Source organism: Rhizobium sullae, from assembly GCF_025200715.1.
Taxonomy (GTDB): Bacteria; Pseudomonadota; Alphaproteobacteria; order Rhizobiales; family Rhizobiaceae; genus Rhizobium; species Rhizobium sullae.
Map to the genome: position 1 here is coordinate 204226 of NZ_CP104143.1, position 17478 is coordinate 221703.

The window sequence follows — 17478 nt, forward strand, 5'->3', positions numbered from 1 at the left end:
AGACTAAGGGAAATCGTCTGACTTGGAAATTGCGATGATCTAGGCATTAAGTCCAAGATGCGGGAAGACCCCGGCTGTTTCAATTTTGCAATTGAATAATCAATCAAGAGATGTAGCTAATAAAAACAACGGACTATCGTCAGGGTACATCAGAGGGAGACAGATCGGATGCTCAATGAGTTCAAGGCCTTTATCGCCCGAGGCAACGTCATGGACCTTGCCGTTGGCGTCATCATTGGCGGTGCTTTCGGCGGCATCGTCAAATCGCTGGTCGACGATATCATCATGCCGATCGTCGGTGCCCTGTTCGGCGGGTTCGATTTTTCCAACTACTTCGTTGGACTTTCATCTGCGGTCAACGCGCCGACGCTTGCCGCCGCCCGTGCGCAGGGCGCCGTCTTCGCCTATGGCAATTTCATCACCGTGGTCATCAATTTCCTGATCCTTGCCTGGATCATCTTCCTGATGATCAAGGGCGTGAACATGCTGCGCAAACAAGTAGAGCGCAACGAGCAAAAGGCAGCGGAAGATGCACCGCCGCCGGCCGATGTCGCGCTCCTGACGGAAATCCGCGATCTGCTGGCCAGGCGCCCGGCAGTTTGATCGGGCTCGGAGCTCTGTATTTAACAGGGCTCATTCATGACGAAAATCGATCCCGCATCACGCATTCTCATGGGATTCGTCTCCGGTTTTGCTTTATGAAGGCGAAAACCGGAGATCTTCATGTCGATTATGAATAGCCTCAGCCCGCGCGCCGTTTCGGCGCCAGAAAGCGGGATCGTCGAAGTCGTCAATTATGCCCGTGGCCGCGACGGCCTGCTGCCGCTCTGGGTCGGCGAGGGCGATCTTCCGACGCCGGACTTCATCAGCACGGCGGCAATGGATGCGTTGGCAGACGGCGAGACCTTCTACACGTGGCAGCGCGGCATTCCGGAGCTTCGTCAGGCGCTATCGGATTACTACGCCCGGCATTTCGGCGTCACGCTGCCGAGGGAGCATTTCTATGTGACCGGATCGGGCATGCAGGCGATCCAGATCGCTGTGCAGGCGCTGACCTCGCCGGGAGACGAGCTGGTCTATCTGACGCCCGCCTGGCCGAATATCGCCGCCGCACTTGAAATTGCCGGAGCCCGTTCGGTCGGCGTCCAGCTACAGTTCGAATGTGGCAAATGGGCGGTCGATCTCAACAGTATCGGTGAGGCGATCACGCCGAAAACAAGAGCGCTTTTCGTTAACACGCCATCCAACCCGACAGGCTGGACCGCGACAAGAAAAGACCTCGCGGACATCCTCGACCTCGCCCGCAAGCACGATCTCTGGATCATGGCGGACGAGATTTACGCCCGCTATTTCTATGCCGGCGGGCGGGCACCTTCTTTCCTCGACGTCATGGCGCCCGACGACAAGATCATGTTCGTCAATTCGTTCTCGAAGAACTGGTCGATGACCGGCTGGCGCGTCGGCTGGATCGTAGCGCCGCCGGAAACGGGGCAGGTGCTTGAAAACCTGATCCAGTATTCGACCTCGGGCGTTGCGCAATTCATGCAGAAGGGTGCGGTCGCAGCCCTGAACGAAGGCGACGGGTTCGTCGAGGCCAATGTCCGGAAAGCGGCACTTTCCCGCGACATTCTTTGTGATGCGCTAATGGCCACAAACCGCGTCGAGACGTTGAAGCCGGATGGTGCGCTTTACGCCTTCCTGAAGATCGACGGCGTCACCGACAGCCGCAAGGCGGCGTTGGATATCGTCGACAAAACAGGCGTTGGCCTGGCGCCCGGTACCGCCTTCGGCGCAGGCGGCGAACTCTTCCTGCGAGCCTGCTTCCTGCGCGATCCGCAGCAGGTCAACGCAGCAGCCGACAAGCTCTGCGATTACATTCTGAAGCTCTGACCACCAAGGCCCGGCCTCGCTGCCGGGCCTTTTTGATGCCCGAAACGATAGTTCGCTAAAATTGTAGCAAAGGTGGAAATCAGCCTCTAACCACAGCATCAAACTTACCGGTCCAAAGGTGCCAGAACGGGCACTCGATAAGAAAATCTGAAAGGAATAACCGCGTCAGATACCCCTGTCCGATAGAAAAAGGGGGCGGGGACATGGCAATTTTGGTGACGGGCGGCGCCGGCTACATCGGCAGCCACATGGTCTGGGCACTGCTCGATGCAGGCGAGAACGTCGTCGTCCTCGATCGCCTTTCCACCGGCTTTCGCTGGGCGATCGCGCCAGCGGCGCGCTTCTACCTAGGAGATGTCGCCGATGCCGAGGTTTTGAAGACGATCTTCATCGAGAACGATATCGAGGCGATCATCCATTTCGCAGGTTCCGCGGTCGTTCCGGCCTCGGTTGCCGATCCGCTTTCCTATTACGACAACAATTCCGGCAAGACGCGTGCGCTGATGAGCGCGGCGATCGCTGCCGGGGTGCGCCACTTCGTCTTCTCATCGACGGCGGCGGTCTACGGTCCGCAGAAGGGTTCAGAGCCGGTGAAGGAAACCGCGCCGCTCAATCCGGAAAACCCCTATGGCCAATCGAAGTTGATGACCGAATTCATGCTGCGCGATGCTGCTGCGGCCTATGATTTCGACTATGTGGCGCTGCGCTATTTCAACGTCGCGGGTGCCGATCCGCACGGGCGAGCCGGACAATCCACCAGCGGTGCGACGCATCTCATCAAGGTCGCCTGCGAGGCCGCACTCGGCAGGCGAGACAGCGTGCATGTCTACGGCATCGACTACCCGACGCATGACGGCACCGGCGTGCGCGACTATATCCATGTCACCGATCTCGCTCAGGCTCACCTCAAGGCGCTGCAGCACCTGCGCAGGGGTAAAGGATCGCTGGTGGCAAATTGCGGCTATGGTTCGGGCTATTCGGTGCTGGATGTGCTGAACATGGTGACGCGCCTGCATGGTCACGCGTTCAAGATCCATATGGCGCCCCGCCGTCCAGGCGATGCCGCAAGCGTCGTCGCCGACGCTAGCTTGGCGCATCGCATGCTGGAGTGGACGCCAAAATACGACTCACTGGAGACGATCGTCCGTAGCGCGCTGGATTGGGAACTGGAATTGATCACGCGTCGGGTCGAGGATCTGCACGAAATGCGCCGCGCGCTTGCCGCCGCATCCTTCTGACAGGTCTTTGTTGACGCAAAGTCCACTGGAATGAAGCGGCCCGCCTGTTTATTGATAGGAGGGTTAATCGAGGGCGGACCGCGGACATGCAGAACAATCACGAGCGCGAAGTCATTATCGAACGGCGCGGCACGGCGGGCATCATCCGGCTCAACCGGCCGCGAGCTCTGAACAGCCTGACACTCGACATGGTGCGCATGATCGAGACCGCACTTGACGAGTTCGCGGAGGACGACGGCATCACAAGTGTGGCGGTGACCGGCGAGGGTGATCGCGGCTTCTGCGCCGGTGGGGATATTCGCGTGCTGCATGAAAGCGGGCGTTCGAATACCGACGTCGCCGAGACGTTCTGGCGCGAGGAGTTCACACTCAATCACCGCATCGCAAACTACGCCAAACCCTATATCGCACTGATGGACGGCATCACCATGGGCGGCGGCGTCGGCCTTTCCGCACACGGGCGGCACCGCATCGTGACAGAGCGGACGAGGCTTGCGATGCCGGAGACCGGCATCGGCTATTTCCCGGACGTCGGAGCGACCTGGCTGCTGCCGCGCATGCCCGGCGAAACGGGAACCTGGGCAGGATTGACCGGGCAGGAGCTGAATGCGGCCGACGCCATCTATGCCGGCCTTGCCGATTTTGAGATCCCGTCGTCGCGGCTGCCAGATGTCATCGATGCGTTGGCGCGGATGCCGGCCGGCTCGTCGCCGGTAGCTTGCGATGCGCTGCTGAAACATCTTTCCGGCAAGCCGGGCGAAAGCCGCTTGCAGGCCATTCGTCCGTCGATCGACCATGCCTTCTGTTTCGATCGCGTCGAAGAGATTCTGGAAGCGCTTGCCGCTGACGAAGGCGAATTCGCCGCCAAGACACGGAAGACCCTGCAGACGCGTTCGCCAACGAGCCTAAAACTGACCCTGCGTCTGCTGAGGGAGGGGCGGCGAAGCGCAAGCCTCGCCGAATGCCTGAACCGCGAGCTAGGTGCTGGCCTGCAAACATTGAAGTCCGCGGATTTTTATGAAGGCGTGCGGGCGGCGGTGATCGACAAGGATCGAAATCCAAAATGGTTGCCCGCGACCATCGAGGCGGTGAATGAAGAGGTGATCGCGCCGTTCCTCAAACCGCCCAGTAGCCCTCTTGCCCTCTAGCGCCACATGCCGCGCATGCGAGCGCCGACATCAATTCGAATCTGGCGCGCCTGCTGCGCCGAAGCGTTCTCGCTTTTGCCCTGCGGCCAGCCGCAGACTTCAAAAAACTGCAGCAGCGTCGCCGGGATGAAGCGGGTGCGCGAGGCATAGACGTGCCGGTCGCCCTGCGCGTTTTGCCCATGCGTGAAGAAACGCTGCGGGACGACGAGATCGAGATTGTCCCTGGCGCGCGTCATCGCGACATAGAGCAGGCGCCGCTCCTCCTCTATTTCCGCGCTGGTGCCGACGCCGAGGTCCGACGGAATGCAGCCGTCGACGACGTTCAGCATGAAGACCTTGGTCCACTCCTGGCCCTTGGCGGAATGGATGGTCGAAAGGATCAGATAGTCCTCGTCAAGCAGCGGCACGCCGGCCTGGTCGCTGGTCGCGTCAGGAGGATCGAGCGTCAGTTCGGTCAGGAAGCGCTCGCGCGAGGGATAGCCGCCGGCGATCTGCTCGAGTTGCAGGAGATCGGCCTGACGCGTTGCGGCGTCCTCGTGCAGCCGCTCGAGATGCGGCTGATACCATTCCCGGACCAGGCCGATTTCGGCGGGCCAGCCGGCTTTCCCGGTCTTCAGCTCCTGCATGACCGAAACGAACGAGGCCCAATCCTCGCCGGCGCGCGGCGGAGCGGACATGGCTGCGAGCGCCTGCAATGGGTTCGGGTCCTCCGCCATCTGGTCGAGCGCCCGCTGGGCCGTCGAAGGCCCGACGCCCGGCAGGATCTGCATCAGCCGAAAGCCGGCAACCCGGTCGCGCGGATTGAGAGCAAAGCGGAGCGCGGCCAGCATATCCTTGACATGCGCGCTATCGAGGAATTTCAGGCCGCCGAATTTCACGAAGGGAATGTTGCGGCGCGTGAGCTCGATTTCCAGCGCGCCGCTATGGTGCGAGGCGCGGAAGAGCACGGCCTGGCTTTTCAGCCGCGTGCCCTCTTCGCGGTTCTCCAACACCTTGTCGGCGACATATCGGGCCTGGTCGGCCTCGTCGCGCACGGTGACGAGGCGCGGGCGTTCGCCGGATTGCCGCTCCGTCCAGAGGTTCTTCGTGAAACGTTCCGAGGCGAGATCGATAACGGCATTGGCCGCGGCGAGAATAGGTTGCGTCGACCGGTAATTCCGGTCGAGCGTCACGATGCTGGCTGCCGGGGTGAACAAGGCCGGGAAATCGAGGATGTTGCGGACTGTGGCGGCGCGGAAGGAATAGATCGACTGCGCATCGTCGCCGACGACGGTCAGCCCCTGTCCCTCAGGCTTCAAAGCAAGCAGAATCGAGGCCTGCAGCCGGTTCGTATCCTGATATTCGTCGACGAGCACATGATCGAAGCGGCCGCCGATATCCTCGGCGATCATTGGTTCGGCAACCATTTGCGACCAGTAGAGCAGCAAGTCGTCGTAATCGAGGACGTTCTGGTTCTGTTTGGCCCCGACATAGGCGGCGAAAAGTTCGCGGAGCTGTTTTTCCCATGCAGCGCACCAGGGGAAGGCGTCACGCAGGATCAGAGGCAATTCCGTTTCCGAATTCACGGCCCGGGAATAGATCGCAAGACAGGTCCCCTTGGTCGGGAAGCGGCTTTCCATCTTCGAGAAGCCGAGCTCGTGACGAACGAGGTTCATCAGGTCCGCGCTGTCTTCGCGGTCGTGGATGGTGAAGGCGGGGTCGACGCCGATCTGCTCGGCATAGTCGCGAAGCAGCCGCGCGCCGATCCCGTGAAAGGTGCCGCTCCAGGCCAGCGCATCGGCCATGATGCCGGAATTGCTGCCGAGAACCTGGGTGCAGATGCGCTCGACGCGGCGCGCCATCTCGCCGGCCGCCCGGCGGGAGAAAGTCATAAGCAGGATGCGGCGCGGGTCGGCGCCCTTGACGATCAGATGCGCGACGCGGTGCGCCAGCGTGTTGGTCTTGCCGGACCCCGCGCCGGCGATGACGAGCAGCGGGCCGGCGACATGGCTGCCGCTGGCAAGCGTGCCGTGTTCGACCGCCATGCGTTGCTGTGGATTGAGCTTTTCGAGATACATCCAGCCGTCCGTTGGTGTCCGCGCGCCGTTACGGCACGGACAGATTAGGTGTTCCTTGAATGTTCTCGATAATGATTCCTGTCAAGCGCGCTTCAGTGGATTGACATGACTTGCTGCCGCATGAGCTTGAGACTGCGATCCGGCTGAAGGATATATGTTTCCTCGACCCGGTTGCCGCTTGAATCGTTGAAATTGTTGTAGACGGCGCTGCCGATGGGCGATTTGGCCAGTTTCGTTCGCGGCTGCCCGCCATACGTCAGGCTGCCAGGAATGGGCGTGGGCTCCGATGTGCCGGAGGACGTGCAAGCGCAGAGCAGAACCGCCGCGAGAAAAGCAGAAATGATCACTTTCATTGAACCACCCTCGGCTACCGATCCATCGCATATGGGCAACCTGCCAGTGCACGCCAAGGGCAGTTCCGAGATTATGCTTGTTTCCCAATGAGCTACCCCGGGCACGCAACGAAAAGCCGGGTTGGAGCGTTAACGGCATGATCCTGTGGTGGAGGCAGCGGCCGTGGTACTTCGGCTCGAAACCTGGAAGGAATATGAGAGTTGCTGCAATGAGGGGCATAGCAGTTCAGCCACGAAAGCGTCGGTGGAAAGCGCCCTCCGCGCCGCCTACGACTTGGACGCCGGCGAAATCACGGTTGCGGTTCTCGGCCGCTATGTCGTTCTGGAAGGCTTCGTCCGTCGGAAAGGCGACGAGGATCGCGCTGCGGAGATTGCAGAGGACATCGTAGGCAAAGGCTATGTCAAAAGCCGGCTGCTGCGGCGGTGACAGTCAGTTCGGTTCCGGCTGCTGGATGGTCGCCGCCGGCGTGTCGTCTTTTCCCGCGCCCTTGTCGAAAGGTTTGATCACCAGGATACTGAGAATCGACGCGACCATCGCTGCAATAATGACAAGCATCAGTGTTCTCATAGCAATGTCTACTTTGAATGACGTGATTCCGGACTAATTTAATTAAACTTTCTCTAGCGGGAAAAGTTCCGAAAGATTCTTACGAAAATGCGCAAGAAAAAACTGGAACAAAAACTGCATCTCATGTGTTTGAGCGTCTGAATTTCAACGCTGGAGACTGTTATGAGGATGATATTCCATCTGGGCGGCGGCGCCGTTCTTGTTGCATCTGCCGCATTTGCCACATCGGCGTCCGCTGCGCTCGAAATCGGTATCAATTATTATTCTGCGCTGCCGCAGGATCAGATTGCACTCAATGAATATACGGCCGCGCCCGGCTGTACTCCGGCCGAAGCGCATTATCTGCCATCCTTCATCCGTGCCCCGGACGGCACCATCATCGGCGTCGGCTATGTCGAAATGGAAAACGACAGTGGCTGCTGAAAAACAAAAATAGCCATGGGGTGTCTGCGTGATGGCGCTCGGACGAGGCTCGCCTGCTTGGAGCAGAGGGAACGAGCCTCTAACCATCATCATGATGGCTGCGACGTTCTATTGGCGGCGGCCGCAGACGCGCAACCGCTTTAAAATGGGTTTCCAGCCTATCCTGGTTCAACAGTTAATGAAAATAGTCGGCCGTGCCAAAACGGCACGGAGAAGCATGTTCCGGTTGATGCCGCAAGCGCCTGTCGCGCTCGTCAGTGCAGCTTCAGCTTGGCTTCTTCCGCCGCTGCCAGAAACTCGGCGCGGGCTTCCTCGGCGGTCTTGCGTCCATCCAAGGCCGCGCGGCAGGCGCTGCGGGCCTTGAGATAGCGAAGCCCGCGCGTTGCGGGCCAAAGATCGGTGAGGCATTTCAATGCATCGAACGGGCCGTTCACAGTCCGCGCATCGGCGTTTTCGAAGCCGACCTTGACTGGATTGTCCCATCTTTCCGTTGCCATAGGCGTATTCCTCCGGTGTTTACGCCAAAACGCACATCCAGCCCGTTGCGTTCCCCTCGCAAGGGCTGTGCACACATGGGTTATATTAGCTGGTTATTTATTGTCGGCAATCGGGTTTGATCGCGACGGGCGTGGAGGCGTGAAACCGGACTGAATTTGATGACAGAATGGCGCGGGCGAGCGGATCACGTTTATCGGATGACCGCTCGTTTTTGCAATCAGCGCGCCCTGCAGCCAGATTGGCGTGTCGCCAGTCCTTATCGAGGAAGAGGCGGGCAGCCGAGCCCGGAGGTCCCTGTTGCCGCACTATCCTGCTCTGCTGCTGAATTCGTGCATGTCGTCGACGGTGACGGGATTGCAGGGTTGACGCCGCCTGGGTTGACCGTGCTGCCGCTCCTGTTCAGATCGACGGCGCCGGGATTGATCGTGCTGTTGGAGATGCCGGGATTCGTGCGTGTTGTCGTGCCCGAGCCGGTATCGTTGAGATTGGGAGCTATCGTGGTTCCGCTGCCGGACCCTCCTTGGGTGCCGGTCGTTTGTGCGAAGGCAGTGGTTGCGACGGCAGCCGCCACGATCGAACCCGCGATGAGACGAATAAACATGAGAGCGTCCTCCGTGATTGCCTAATCATAGAACCGCAGTCCGCGGGGAGGGTTCGATCACAAGGAGTTGAGCAAGGGCCTCAGGTATGACCACGCGTTATCATGGGACGGATCGCGAAGACTTTTTTCCGGGAAAAGCTGGTGCTGCCGCGTGGGATTGAACCACCGACCTCACCCTTACCGCGGATGCTGGTGCCCATCTGTCGCGACAAGTATAACGCCTTGCCTCGCCGCGCGTACGGATCCTGTTCTTGAACATCCAGTCGTCGGTGACGTCAGGATGTGATGTGTTTCGTTCTCTGCTGGTCTTTTTCTGACATGCCGCCGACGAGGCCTACCCTCATCAGCCATGGCGCTAGTGCCGGGCAAAAATGCTTAAGCGTCGGCGGCAAAACGCCAGGTCACAGCTTGGCGAGCGGAAACGGAAGCTGGCGCACTGCGCCTGCCGTTTCCGGTTGCGTGCGAACTGATGGCATCCGCCGCGAAGGATGTTTGAATCTACGCATCTTGCCCGAAAATCGATTCCGATTTTGGGCCGATGCGCTAGGCATCTTTCGGCAGCACGGAGCGAACCCTTGCGATGAAGACATGGAAGTCTTGCATGAAAGTGCGAAGGAAATCGGCGGTGGTGTCGTTGGTGACCTCACCGTCATCGGTAATCAGCCCCGGTGTGAACTGGATATAGGCTTCAGGGGCATTCATCTGGGGAGAGTTGCAGAAACTGAGCACACTGCGCAAATTCTGCTGGGCGACTGCTGTGCCTATCGCGCCCGGCGACGTGCCGATCACCGCTGATGGCTTACGTGTGAACGAATTGGTGCCGTAGGGGCGGCTCGCCCAGTCGATTGCGTTTTTCAGCCCGCCGGGTATGGATCGATTGTATTCGGGCGTGACGAACAGCACGGCGTCGACGGCCGCGATTGCCGCCTTGAATGCCTTGCCAGCCGGAGGGTAGTCGGCGTCATAATCGTAGCTGTAGAGCGGCAGGTCCTTGAAGGATATCTCCGACATTTCAAGTTCCGGCGGGGCGAATCGTACCAATGCCTTGGCGAGCTTGCGGTTGATCGATCCTTTGGCAAGGCTGCCAATGAGATAGCCTACTTTATGCGTGGTCATGGCGTTCTCCAATATCTGGCATGATAAGGACGTATCATACGCAGGAACATAGACGGGGGCTCTTGTCCTTTGATCGCAAGTCACTAATCGCCGACGAACGTGACCGTCTCGTCGATCGGGGCGCGGCCTGTACGGGCGTAACTTATCGTCGGATCCTCGTACCCGATCGACATGCCGCAGAAGAGGATGAGCCCGTCCGGCGGTGACAGGGCCTCCGCGACCGTCTCGCGAACCTGCGACCACGCCATCTGCGGGCAACTGTGCAGACCTTCTGCGCGGAGCAGCAGCATGACGGTCTGCAGATACATGCCGACGTCGGCCCATTGGGGTAGGCCCAGGTCACGGTCGATGTAGCAGAACAGGGCGGCGGGCGCGCCGAAACAGTTCCAGTTGGCGATTGCTGCCCGCTGGCGCGCCTCCCAGTCCTCGCGCGCAATGCCGAGCGCGCTGTAGCGCTCCTTGCCGAAGGCGGACCGGCGCTCCCCGTAGGGGGACTTCAGCACGGGCGGATACATCTCGTACTGCCGCTTGTCCCAGGGGTCGCCATGAGCCACGCGCTCGATGGCGGATGTCTTGAGCTCTGCCAGCGGTGCGCCGGTCATCACGTAGGTGTTCCACGGCTGGATGTTCGATCCTGACGGCGACCAAGCTGCGGCGGACATCACACGCTCAAGCACCTCCCTCTTCACAGGCTCGTCCTTGAATCCGCGCACCGCCCGTCGGCTTGTGACTGCCTCATATACGTCCATGATCGCCTCCATGCCGCCGGCCGTCGGGTTTCGGTCTACCGGGGGATGAAGTATTGTCCATACTCATGGTCGGCTCCGCCTGACTGTTCCGTTCCTGATGTGATTCATTATCTCCGTTCGCAATGGAGGCGTAATCACACCGTGGTCTAGGAGGCGTACATCAAACGTATATCAGGGATCGATGCGTTTGAGGGGCATGTGAGCGAAGCATCGCGGGACTCCCGCGCCACTGCATCCCGGCCTGGAATTACACCCCTGGACGGCCTCGGCTTGGCGCTTACGGAGAATGATGTCGTGATTTGAGAACGCCCGGGGAACAAGCTGCACGGATTTCCCGTACGATTCGCGTTCTGTTCTGCGCTTTTGTGCCGCTTCATGCAGCGCTGTGATCAGATGGGCACGGTCAGGCTATTGATTTTGTTCTGAAAAACTGGTGCTGCCGAGTGGGATTGAACCACCGACCTCACCCTTACCAAGGGTGTGCTCTACCACTGAGCTACGGCAGCAGGACCAAGACGCATGAGCCGGACGGCTGCGATGCGTGAACGGGGGGCCTATTGCCACAGCTTCTTGACAAGCGCAAGCCGCAAATTCCAACTTCGCATGTATTAAGGCGACGGCCCTTTTTGCGGGAGGCGGAATCCGCTAAACATCAAACATGGACGACAAGACGGAAAATGCCACAAAGGGCCGCAAGGCCGTGATCGAAGAGCAGGCGAAACGGCGCCGCGAGCGCGCTGCCGAAAAGCTCCGTGAAAATCTCGCCCGCCGCAAACAGCAGACGCGCGCGCGCCGTTCGGGGCAAGCAGACGAGACGAATGGCCTTCCTGCCGCAAAAATGGACGAATCATAATGTTCGGTCCACGGCGAATTGAAGCGTGCCCGGAATTCGTCTAAAGACCCCCATCCCTTTTAAAGGCAGAACTTTCAGAAAGGCGGGCACAGCCCGTAAGTCCATATGGATCGTATCAGAATTGTCGGCGGTAATGAGCTCAATGGCATCATTCCGATTTCCGGCGCCAAGAATGCCGCCCTGCCGCTGATGATCGCCTCGCTTTTGACCAGCGATACGCTGACGCTCGAAAACGTGCCGCATTTGGCTGATGTCGAACTGCTGATGCGCATTCTCGGCAATCATGGCGTCGACGTTGCTGTCAATGGCCGCCGCGAGCGCCAGGAAGACTCCTATGCGCGCACGATCCATTTCACCTGCCGCACCATCGTCGATACGACCGCCTCCTATGAGCTGGTCTCGAAGATGCGCGCTTCCTTCTGGGTCATCGGACCGCTTCTGGCGCGCGAAGGCCACTGCCGCGTGTCTCTGCCTGGCGGTTGCGCCATCGGCACGCGTCCGGTGGACCTTTTCCTCGAAGGGCTTGCGGCGCTCGGAGCAAACCTCGAAATCGACAGCGGCTATATCAACGCGACGGCGCCGAACGGCGGCCTGATCGGCACGCGCTATACCTTCCCGAAGGTTTCCGTCGGCGCGACCCATGTGATGATGATGGCTGCGACCCTTGCCCGCGGCACCACGGTCATCGGCAATGCCGCCCGCGAACCGGAAGTTGTGGACCTCGCCAACTGCCTGAACGCCATGGGCGCGAAAATATCCGGCCACGGCACCTCGACGATCACCATCGAAGGCGTGCAGTCGCTTTCCGGCGCGCGCCATCGCGTTCTGCCGGACCGCATCGAGACCGGCACCTACGCCATGGCCGTTGCCATGACGGGAGGCGACGTCGTTCTGGAAAACACCGATGCGGCTCTGCTTGAAACGGCTTTCGAGACACTCCGCCGCGCCGGCGCGGAAATTTCGTCGACCAACAACGGCGTGCGCGTCAGGCGCAACGGCGCGGGTATCAGGCCGGTCGATATCGTGACCGATCCCTTCCCAGGTTTCCCGACGGACCTGCAGGCGCAGTTCATGGCGCTCATGACACGCTCCTCCGGTATTTCACACGTGACGGAGACCATCTTCGAAAACCGCTTCATGCATGTGCAGGAGCTTGCCCGCCTCGGCGCGAAGATCTCGCTTTCCGGACAGACGGCGAAGATCGAGGGCGTGCCGCGGCTGAAGGGCGCACCGGTGATGGCCACCGATCTTCGCGCCTCCGTCTCGCTGGTAATCGCCGGTCTTGCCGCCGAAGGCGAGACGATGGTCTCGCGCGTCTATCACCTCGATCGCGGCTTCGAGCGGCTGGAAGAAAAGCTCACCCGCTGCGGCGCGATCGTCGAGCGCGTCAGCGAATAGGGAAGGGGCGTCTCTACGCCCTTAATCCTGGTTGCGCATTCCGCCGTAGCATCCTATTTCCCTTGTCTGACGCATCGCCATCCCGGCGGTGCGCGATAGACCTAGGGGTTTTGCCTGCATGACAGATCTGAAGCTTCTTGCGCTCGATAGTGAAGACCTCGCGGTGGTCTCCGCCCATATGCAGGACAGCGTCTTCAAGGTCGGCGACATGACATGGTCGCCGCGCAGCGGGCAGTTTTCAATAGCCGCCAACCGCTTTGTCTGGGAAGATGCCCTCAATAAAGGCAAGGGCTTCGAGCGCCATCGGGCGGCATTGGTCCTCAAGCGGGTTCTGGCCGTCCGCTCCGCCGGGATCGACCGCAAGCGGCGCGACGAGGTGCTGTCGCTGCTGTCCATCGGCTTCGAGCAGAAAGGCGAGGGGCCGGAGGGGACGATCGAGCTGACGCTTGCCGGCACAGCCGAGATCCTCCTCGACGTCGAATGCATCGAAGTGCTGCTTGCGGATATCGGTGGAGCGTGGGAAACCACCTCCAAGCCGCGCCACCCCGGCGCCTGAAGACTTCCCGTGTCGAATTGAGAAGGAATATCTGCGTTGGCAATCTGGCTGGATCAGGCATCGGACGGTTTCGAGCAGCGCTTTGCCGCATTTCTGACAACCAAGCGTGAGGTTTCGGAAGACGTGAATGTGGTGGTTCGCGCCATCATCGACGACGTGCGCGCCCGCGGCGACGCAGCGCTTGCCGAATACTCGAAGAAATTCGACAGCATCGATTTTGCCAATGTGCCGATGCGTGTGAGCGAAGCAGAAATCGATGCCGCAGTGGAAGCCGTGCCTGCCGAAGTGCTGGGCGCGCTGAAGGTTGCGGCCGTCCGCATCGAATCGCATCACCGCCGCCAGCTGCCGAAGGACGATATCTACGAGGATGCTATGGGCGTCGAGCTTGGCTCGCGCTGGACGGCGATCGAGGCGGTCGGCCTCTACGTGCCGGGGGGCACGGCAAGCTATCCGAGTTCGGTGCTAATGAATGCGGTGCCGGCAAAGGTTGCCGGCGTCGAACGCATCGTCATCGCGGTCCCTGCTACCGGCGGCACGGTCAATCAGGCGGTGCTCGCCGCGGCCAAGCTTGCCGGCGTTTCGGAAATCTATCGTGTCGGCGGCGCGCAGGCTATCGCCGCGCTTGCCTACGGCACGGAGACGATCGCGCCGGTCGCAAAGATCACCGGCCCGGGCAACGCCTATGTTGCAGCCGCCAAGCGGCACGTCTTCGGCACGGTCGGCATCGACATGATCGCCGGTCCGTCCGAAGTACTGGTGATCGCCGACAAGGACAACAATCCGGACTGGATCGCGGCCGATCTTCTGGCTCAGGCCGAACATGACGCCAGCGCGCAAGCGATCCTCGTCACCGACAACGCCGAATTCGGCAAGGCCGTCGAAGCCGCGGTGGAACGCCAGTTGAAGACCTTGAACCGCGCGGAAACCGCCGCCCGCAGCTGGCGGGATTTCGGTGCGGTCATCTTGGTGAAGGACCTGAAGGACGCCATCCCACTCGCCAACCGCATCGCCGCCGAGCATCTGGAGCTTGCCGTGGCTGATCCGGATGTGCTGCTCGACGGAATCCGCAATGCCGGCGCGATCTTCATCGGCGCCCATACGCCGGAAGTGATCGGCGATTACGTCGGAGGCTCGAACCACGTCTTGCCGACGGCGCGCTCTGCCCGCTTCTCCTCCGGCCTTTCCGTGCTCGATTTCGTCAAGCGCACCTCGATCCTTAGGCTCGGCCCGCAGCAGCTGCGCGACCTCGGTCCGGCGGCGATCGCGCTTGCGGTTTCCGAAGGCCTCGATGCCCATGCGCGATCGGTCGCGATCCGCCTCAATCTCGAAAGGTGAGGCATGGCGAAGGGCGACTTCCGGCTTTCTGATATCGTCCTTGACGATACGATCGGCCGTTCGACGCCCGATGTAGAGCATGAGCGGGCCGTTGCAATCTTCGATCTCATCGAGGAAAACAGCTTCGAGCCAGTTGGCCATAGCGGTGGACCCTACCGGCTGAAGATTTCACTGGTCGACTCCAAGCTCGTCTTTGCGATCACCACGGAAGACGGACGGGATGTTGCGACCCATATCTTGTCGCTGACGCCCTTCCGCCGGATCGTGAAGGACTATTTCATGATCTGCGAGAGCTATTACGAGGCGATCCGCTCCGCCTCGCCTAGCCGCATCGAGGCGATCGACATGGGACGGCGCGGCATTCACAACGAGGGCTCGCAGACGCTGAAAGACCGGCTTGCCGGCAAGATCGAGGTCGATTTCGACACGGCACGCCGCATCTTCACGCTGGTCTGCGTGCTTTATTGGCGCGGATGATCGCGATGGCGCCGGCTCCGACCACGGCAGTAGGAAAGGCGCCCGGCGCGATTCTCTTCATGTGCGGGTTGAACGCTATCCGCTCGCCGATCGCCGAAGCGATCGCCCGTAGCATCCTGCCCAGGAATACCTATATACGTTCCGCAGGCGTTCGCGCCGGCGAGCGCGATCCCTTTGTCGACGTCGTGCTCGAGGAAATCGGCCTTTCGCTTGGGCGTCGCCAGCCACAGACGCTTGACGAACTCGAGGACGATTACTTCGATCTCATCATCACGCTCTCGCCGCCAGCCCATCACGCCGCACTGGAGCTGACGCGGGCAAGCGCCGTCGATGTCGTCTACTGGCCGACGATGGATCCGACGGTCGCAACCGGGACTCGCGAGCAGATTCTGGATGCCTACCGTGAGGTGCGCGACCACCTTGAACAGCTCATCGAAACCCGGCTCGTCAGGAGAAATGGCATCGCCGCGCAATCGGCGTGAAACAAAAGGAAGAAAGCCCGATCAACGAGGTTCACAAATGACCCCTGATTGTGTAGTTTCCGCGCAAATTTTGAGGCGGCCAATGCCGCCATCTCAACCGACAGGAAGAAAACCTTTATATGCCTAAAGAAGAAGTCCTCGAATTCCCGGGTATTGTGACCGAACTTCTGCCGAACGCGACCTTTCGCGTGAAGCTCGAAAACGAGCACGAAATCATCGCCCACACGGCAGGCCGCATGCGCAAGAACCGCATCCGGGTGCTCGCCGGCGACAAGGTTCTTGTGGAAATGACGCCTTACGATCTCACGAAGGGCCGCATCACCTATCGTTTCAAATAGGCTTGGCCCGGAAGCCTGAAGGGCTTCCGTTTCCGGTCGAGGGTCCATGGCGCTCACATACAAGCTCATTCTGGCTTCCGGCTCGCCGCGCCGTGTCGACCTGCTCAACCAGGCAGGCATCGAGCCCTCGCGCCTGCTGCCGATGGATATTGACGAGACGCCGAGGAAATCCGAGCATCCGCGCTCGCTCGCCCGGCGCCTGTCGACGGAAAAGGCGGAAGCCGCCCTTGCCGCGATCAAGGGCGATATGGCCTGGAAGGGCAGCTATATTCTTGCCGCCGACACGGTGGTTGCCGTCGGCCGCCGCATTCTTGGCAAGGCCGAGTTCGCCGACGAGGCCTCTGCCTCGCTACATTTGCTCTCCGGCCGCAGCCACTGGGTCTATACCGGCGTCTGCCTGGTAACGCCCGACCGTAAGGTCCGCCAGAAGGTTGCCGAGACGAAGGTGCGCTTCAAACGTCTTTCCGCTTTCGAGATCGAGAACTATCTTGCCTCCGGGCAGTGGCGCGGCAAGGCGGGTGCCTATGGCATCCAGGGCCTGGCCGGCAGCTTCGTGCAGAAAATGGTGGGCTCTTACACCAATGTCGTCGGCCTGCCGCTTTATGAAACCATCCTGCTGCTGACCGGCGAAGGCTTCGACGTGCATAGCCGGTGGCCCGAGGGCTGAGCCCAGAGGAGACAGTTATGTCGGAAGAGAACAAACCAGCCGCCAATGTTGCACCGCTGCGCAAGGCGCGCCCCTGCCCGGAATGCGGCAAGCCCTCGCACCGCGACCATTACCCCTTCTGCTCCAACCGCTGCCGCGAGGTTGATCTCTCCCGCTGGCTGACCGGCGCCTATGCCATTCCGGTCACCGAGGACGAGAAGAAGGCGGACTACGACGACGAAGAGTAGCGGGAAAATCCACAGCGAACCCCTTCAATTTGCTGGCAAATCCGCAAAATATCCCCAGCCGCCGAAAAACTGTCATTTGATGCTTGCCATGGCCGAACAAGATGCTATAACCCCGCTCGCTTCCGGGGTGAACCAAGGCCCCGCTCTTCTTTCAGCGAAGAATGGCCTGCGAAGCACGGATGCCCAGATAGCTCAGTTGGTAGAGCAGCGGATTGAAAATCCGCGTGTCGCTGGTTCGATTCCGGCTCTGGGCACCATTTCCCATCGGTCCATACCACACACATAGGTTACGGATTATTCTTGAGACATGGGTAACACTTTCGGCCTGAAGGGGTTGGGAAGTGGTTCGAGTCTGCACGTCTCGTCGTCGAAATATCCGAGATCATATTCGATAAAGCTTGCGAGCCAAATCCGGTCTTCGACCTGTTTGATGCCGACGATCTCGCGGCGAAGACCTGGCTGAGGTTGCCCCGAGCGCCAAAGCGCGGAGGACTGTCGCGTCAG

The 17478-nt window shown here is 60.4% G+C and carries 22 protein-coding genes and 2 tRNA genes; 16 read left to right on the forward strand and 8 right to left on the reverse strand.

The genetic code is table 11. The annotated features are described in order from the left end of the window. Window positions 1-168 precede the first annotated feature (168 nt). The 4 genes from mscL (at window position 169) to N2599_RS01015 (ending at window position 4276) form a co-directional block, all read left to right on the forward strand. Window positions 169-603: a large conductance mechanosensitive channel protein MscL gene (gene mscL / locus N2599_RS01000; protein WP_027513336.1), complete on the forward strand. Its 435-nt coding sequence runs from the start codon at window positions 169-171 to the stop codon at window positions 601-603. 120 nt (window positions 604-723) lie between these two features. Continuing rightward, on the forward strand, window positions 724-1890 hold the full coding sequence (locus tag N2599_RS01005; RefSeq protein WP_027513337.1) for a pyridoxal phosphate-dependent aminotransferase: 1167 nt from the start codon (window positions 724-726) through the stop codon (window positions 1888-1890). A gap of 203 nt (window positions 1891-2093) precedes the next feature. After that, window positions 2094-3128, forward strand: coding sequence for a UDP-glucose 4-epimerase GalE (gene galE, locus N2599_RS01010; RefSeq protein ID WP_027513338.1), 1035 nt, complete (start codon window positions 2094-2096; stop codon window positions 3126-3128). Between the two features lie 86 nt (window positions 3129-3214). Further along, complete coding sequence (locus tag N2599_RS01015; RefSeq protein ID WP_027513339.1) at window positions 3215-4276, forward strand: enoyl-CoA hydratase/isomerase family protein; 1062 nt, start codon at window positions 3215-3217, stop codon at window positions 4274-4276. Here N2599_RS01015 and N2599_RS01020 read toward each other — a convergent pair. Together N2599_RS01020 and N2599_RS01025 are read right to left on the reverse strand one after the other, a co-directional pair. Beyond that, entirely contained in the window at window positions 4273-6333 is a 2061-nt protein-coding gene (locus tag N2599_RS01020; protein ID WP_027513340.1) for an ATP-dependent helicase, read from the reverse strand. The genes N2599_RS01015 and N2599_RS01020 overlap by 4 nt on opposite strands. A gap of 92 nt (window positions 6334-6425) precedes the next feature. Beyond that, entirely contained in the window at window positions 6426-6686 is a 261-nt protein-coding gene (locus N2599_RS01025; protein WP_027513341.1) for a hypothetical protein, read from the reverse strand. Window positions 6687-6849: 163 nt separating this feature from the next. Between N2599_RS01025 and N2599_RS01030 the strand changes: the two genes are divergently transcribed. Continuing rightward, entirely contained in the window at window positions 6850-7113 is a 264-nt protein-coding gene (locus N2599_RS01030; RefSeq protein ID WP_027513342.1) for a BON domain-containing protein, read from the forward strand. 3 nt (window positions 7114-7116) lie between these two features. On the opposite strand, the gene N2599_RS01035 is transcribed toward N2599_RS01030, so the two are convergent. Beyond that, window positions 7117-7242, reverse strand: coding sequence for a hypothetical protein (locus tag N2599_RS01035; RefSeq protein WP_260307628.1), 126 nt, complete (start codon window positions 7240-7242; stop codon window positions 7117-7119). A 174-nt stretch (window positions 7243-7416) separates the two neighbouring features. Here N2599_RS01035 and N2599_RS01040 point away from each other — a divergent pair, with 174 nt between their 5' ends. Beyond that, a complete protein-coding gene (locus tag N2599_RS01040) occupies window positions 7417-7677 on the forward strand; it encodes a hypothetical protein (protein WP_027513343.1) in 261 nt (86 codons plus the stop codon). 254 nt (window positions 7678-7931) lie between these two features. On the opposite strand, the gene N2599_RS01045 is transcribed toward N2599_RS01040, so the two are convergent. The 5 genes from N2599_RS01045 to N2599_RS01065 form a co-directional block, all read right to left on the reverse strand. Beyond that, window positions 7932-8174, reverse strand: a complete 243-nt coding sequence (locus N2599_RS01045) for a DUF982 domain-containing protein (RefSeq protein WP_027513344.1) — start codon at window positions 8172-8174, stop codon at window positions 7932-7934. Between the two features lie 257 nt (window positions 8175-8431). After that, window positions 8432-8776, reverse strand: coding sequence for a hypothetical protein (locus tag N2599_RS01050; protein ID WP_027513345.1), 345 nt, complete (start codon window positions 8774-8776; stop codon window positions 8432-8434). A gap of 543 nt (window positions 8777-9319) precedes the next feature. Then, window positions 9320-9892, reverse strand: a complete 573-nt coding sequence (locus tag N2599_RS01055) for an NADPH-dependent FMN reductase (RefSeq protein ID WP_027509821.1) — start codon at window positions 9890-9892, stop codon at window positions 9320-9322. A gap of 83 nt (window positions 9893-9975) precedes the next feature. After that, window positions 9976-10641 (reverse strand): nitroreductase, encoded by a 666-nt coding sequence (locus N2599_RS01060; RefSeq protein ID WP_027509822.1) that lies wholly within the window; start codon window positions 10639-10641, stop codon window positions 9976-9978. A gap of 431 nt (window positions 10642-11072) precedes the next feature. Continuing rightward, window positions 11073-11147 (reverse strand) — tRNA-Thr (locus N2599_RS01065). Window positions 11148-11299: 152 nt separating this feature from the next. On the opposite strand from N2599_RS01065, the gene N2599_RS01070 reads away from it, so the two are divergent. The 10 genes from N2599_RS01070 (at window position 11300) to N2599_RS01115 (ending at window position 17231) form a co-directional block, all read left to right on the forward strand. Continuing rightward, complete coding sequence (locus N2599_RS01070; protein ID WP_027509823.1) at window positions 11300-11494, forward strand: hypothetical protein; 195 nt, start codon at window positions 11300-11302, stop codon at window positions 11492-11494. 105 nt (window positions 11495-11599) lie between these two features. Next, entirely contained in the window at window positions 11600-12892 is a 1293-nt protein-coding gene (murA, locus tag N2599_RS01075; RefSeq protein WP_027509824.1) for a UDP-N-acetylglucosamine 1-carboxyvinyltransferase, read from the forward strand. Between the two features lie 118 nt (window positions 12893-13010). Beyond that, window positions 13011-13448 (forward strand): DUF2948 family protein, encoded by a 438-nt coding sequence (locus N2599_RS01080; protein WP_027509825.1) that lies wholly within the window; start codon window positions 13011-13013, stop codon window positions 13446-13448. A gap of 36 nt (window positions 13449-13484) precedes the next feature. Continuing rightward, a complete protein-coding gene (hisD, locus tag N2599_RS01085; RefSeq protein ID WP_027509826.1) occupies window positions 13485-14783 on the forward strand; it encodes a histidinol dehydrogenase in 1299 nt (432 codons plus the stop codon). A 3-nt stretch (window positions 14784-14786) separates the two neighbouring features. After that, entirely contained in the window at window positions 14787-15260 is a 474-nt protein-coding gene (locus N2599_RS01090) for a UPF0262 family protein (protein ID WP_027509827.1), read from the forward strand. 5 nt (window positions 15261-15265) lie between these two features. Then, window positions 15266-15742: an arsenate-mycothiol transferase ArsC gene (locus tag N2599_RS01095; protein WP_027509828.1), complete on the forward strand. Its 477-nt coding sequence runs from the start codon at window positions 15266-15268 to the stop codon at window positions 15740-15742. A 119-nt stretch (window positions 15743-15861) separates the two neighbouring features. After that, window positions 15862-16080: a translation initiation factor IF-1 gene (gene infA / locus N2599_RS01100; RefSeq protein ID WP_003545338.1), complete on the forward strand. Its 219-nt coding sequence runs from the start codon at window positions 15862-15864 to the stop codon at window positions 16078-16080. A gap of 46 nt (window positions 16081-16126) precedes the next feature. Then, window positions 16127-16747, forward strand: a complete 621-nt coding sequence (locus N2599_RS01105; protein ID WP_027509829.1) for a Maf-like protein — start codon at window positions 16127-16129, stop codon at window positions 16745-16747. A 17-nt stretch (window positions 16748-16764) separates the two neighbouring features. Further along, window positions 16765-16974: a DNA gyrase inhibitor YacG gene (gene yacG, locus N2599_RS01110; protein ID WP_027509830.1), complete on the forward strand. Its 210-nt coding sequence runs from the start codon at window positions 16765-16767 to the stop codon at window positions 16972-16974. Between the two features lie 181 nt (window positions 16975-17155). Further along, window positions 17156-17231: transfer RNA gene (locus N2599_RS01115), tRNA-Phe, on the forward strand. Window positions 17232-17478 lie beyond the last annotated feature (247 nt).

Coding starts and splice junctions, on each gene's coding strand:
- mscL (WP_027513336.1), top strand. CDS start 169: ATGCTCAATGAGTTCAAGGCCTTTATCGCCCGAGGCAACGTCATGGAC.
- N2599_RS01005 (WP_027513337.1), top strand. CDS start 724: ATGTCGATTATGAATAGCCTCAGCCCGCGCGCCGTTTCGGCGCCAGAA.
- galE (WP_027513338.1), top strand. CDS start 2,094: ATGGCAATTTTGGTGACGGGCGGCGCCGGCTACATCGGCAGCCACATG.
- N2599_RS01015 (WP_027513339.1), top strand. CDS start 3,215: ATGCAGAACAATCACGAGCGCGAAGTCATTATCGAACGGCGCGGCACG.
- N2599_RS01020 (WP_027513340.1), bottom strand. CDS start 6,333: ATGTATCTCGAAAAGCTCAATCCACAGCAACGCATGGCGGTCGAACAC.
- N2599_RS01025 (WP_027513341.1), bottom strand. CDS start 6,686: ATGAAAGTGATCATTTCTGCTTTTCTCGCGGCGGTTCTGCTCTGCGCT.
- N2599_RS01035 (WP_260307628.1), bottom strand. CDS start 7,242: ATGCTTGTCATTATTGCAGCGATGGTCGCGTCGATTCTCAGTATCCTG.
- N2599_RS01040 (WP_027513343.1), top strand. CDS start 7,417: ATGAGGATGATATTCCATCTGGGCGGCGGCGCCGTTCTTGTTGCATCT.
- N2599_RS01045 (WP_027513344.1), bottom strand. CDS start 8,174: ATGGCAACGGAAAGATGGGACAATCCAGTCAAGGTCGGCTTCGAAAAC.
- N2599_RS01050 (WP_027513345.1), bottom strand. CDS start 8,776: ATGTTTATTCGTCTCATCGCGGGTTCGATCGTGGCGGCTGCCGTCGCA.
- N2599_RS01055 (WP_027509821.1), bottom strand. CDS start 9,892: ATGACCACGCATAAAGTAGGCTATCTCATTGGCAGCCTTGCCAAAGGA.
- N2599_RS01060 (WP_027509822.1), bottom strand. CDS start 10,641: ATGGACGTATATGAGGCAGTCACAAGCCGACGGGCGGTGCGCGGATTC.
- N2599_RS01070 (WP_027509823.1), top strand. CDS start 11,300: ATGGACGACAAGACGGAAAATGCCACAAAGGGCCGCAAGGCCGTGATC.
- murA (WP_027509824.1), top strand. CDS start 11,600: ATGGATCGTATCAGAATTGTCGGCGGTAATGAGCTCAATGGCATCATT.
- N2599_RS01080 (WP_027509825.1), top strand. CDS start 13,011: ATGACAGATCTGAAGCTTCTTGCGCTCGATAGTGAAGACCTCGCGGTG.
- N2599_RS01090 (WP_027509827.1), top strand. CDS start 14,787: ATGGCGAAGGGCGACTTCCGGCTTTCTGATATCGTCCTTGACGATACG.
- N2599_RS01095 (WP_027509828.1), top strand. CDS start 15,266: ATGGCGCCGGCTCCGACCACGGCAGTAGGAAAGGCGCCCGGCGCGATT.
- infA (WP_003545338.1), top strand. CDS start 15,862: ATGCCTAAAGAAGAAGTCCTCGAATTCCCGGGTATTGTGACCGAACTT.
- N2599_RS01105 (WP_027509829.1), top strand. CDS start 16,127: ATGGCGCTCACATACAAGCTCATTCTGGCTTCCGGCTCGCCGCGCCGT.
- yacG (WP_027509830.1), top strand. CDS start 16,765: ATGTCGGAAGAGAACAAACCAGCCGCCAATGTTGCACCGCTGCGCAAG.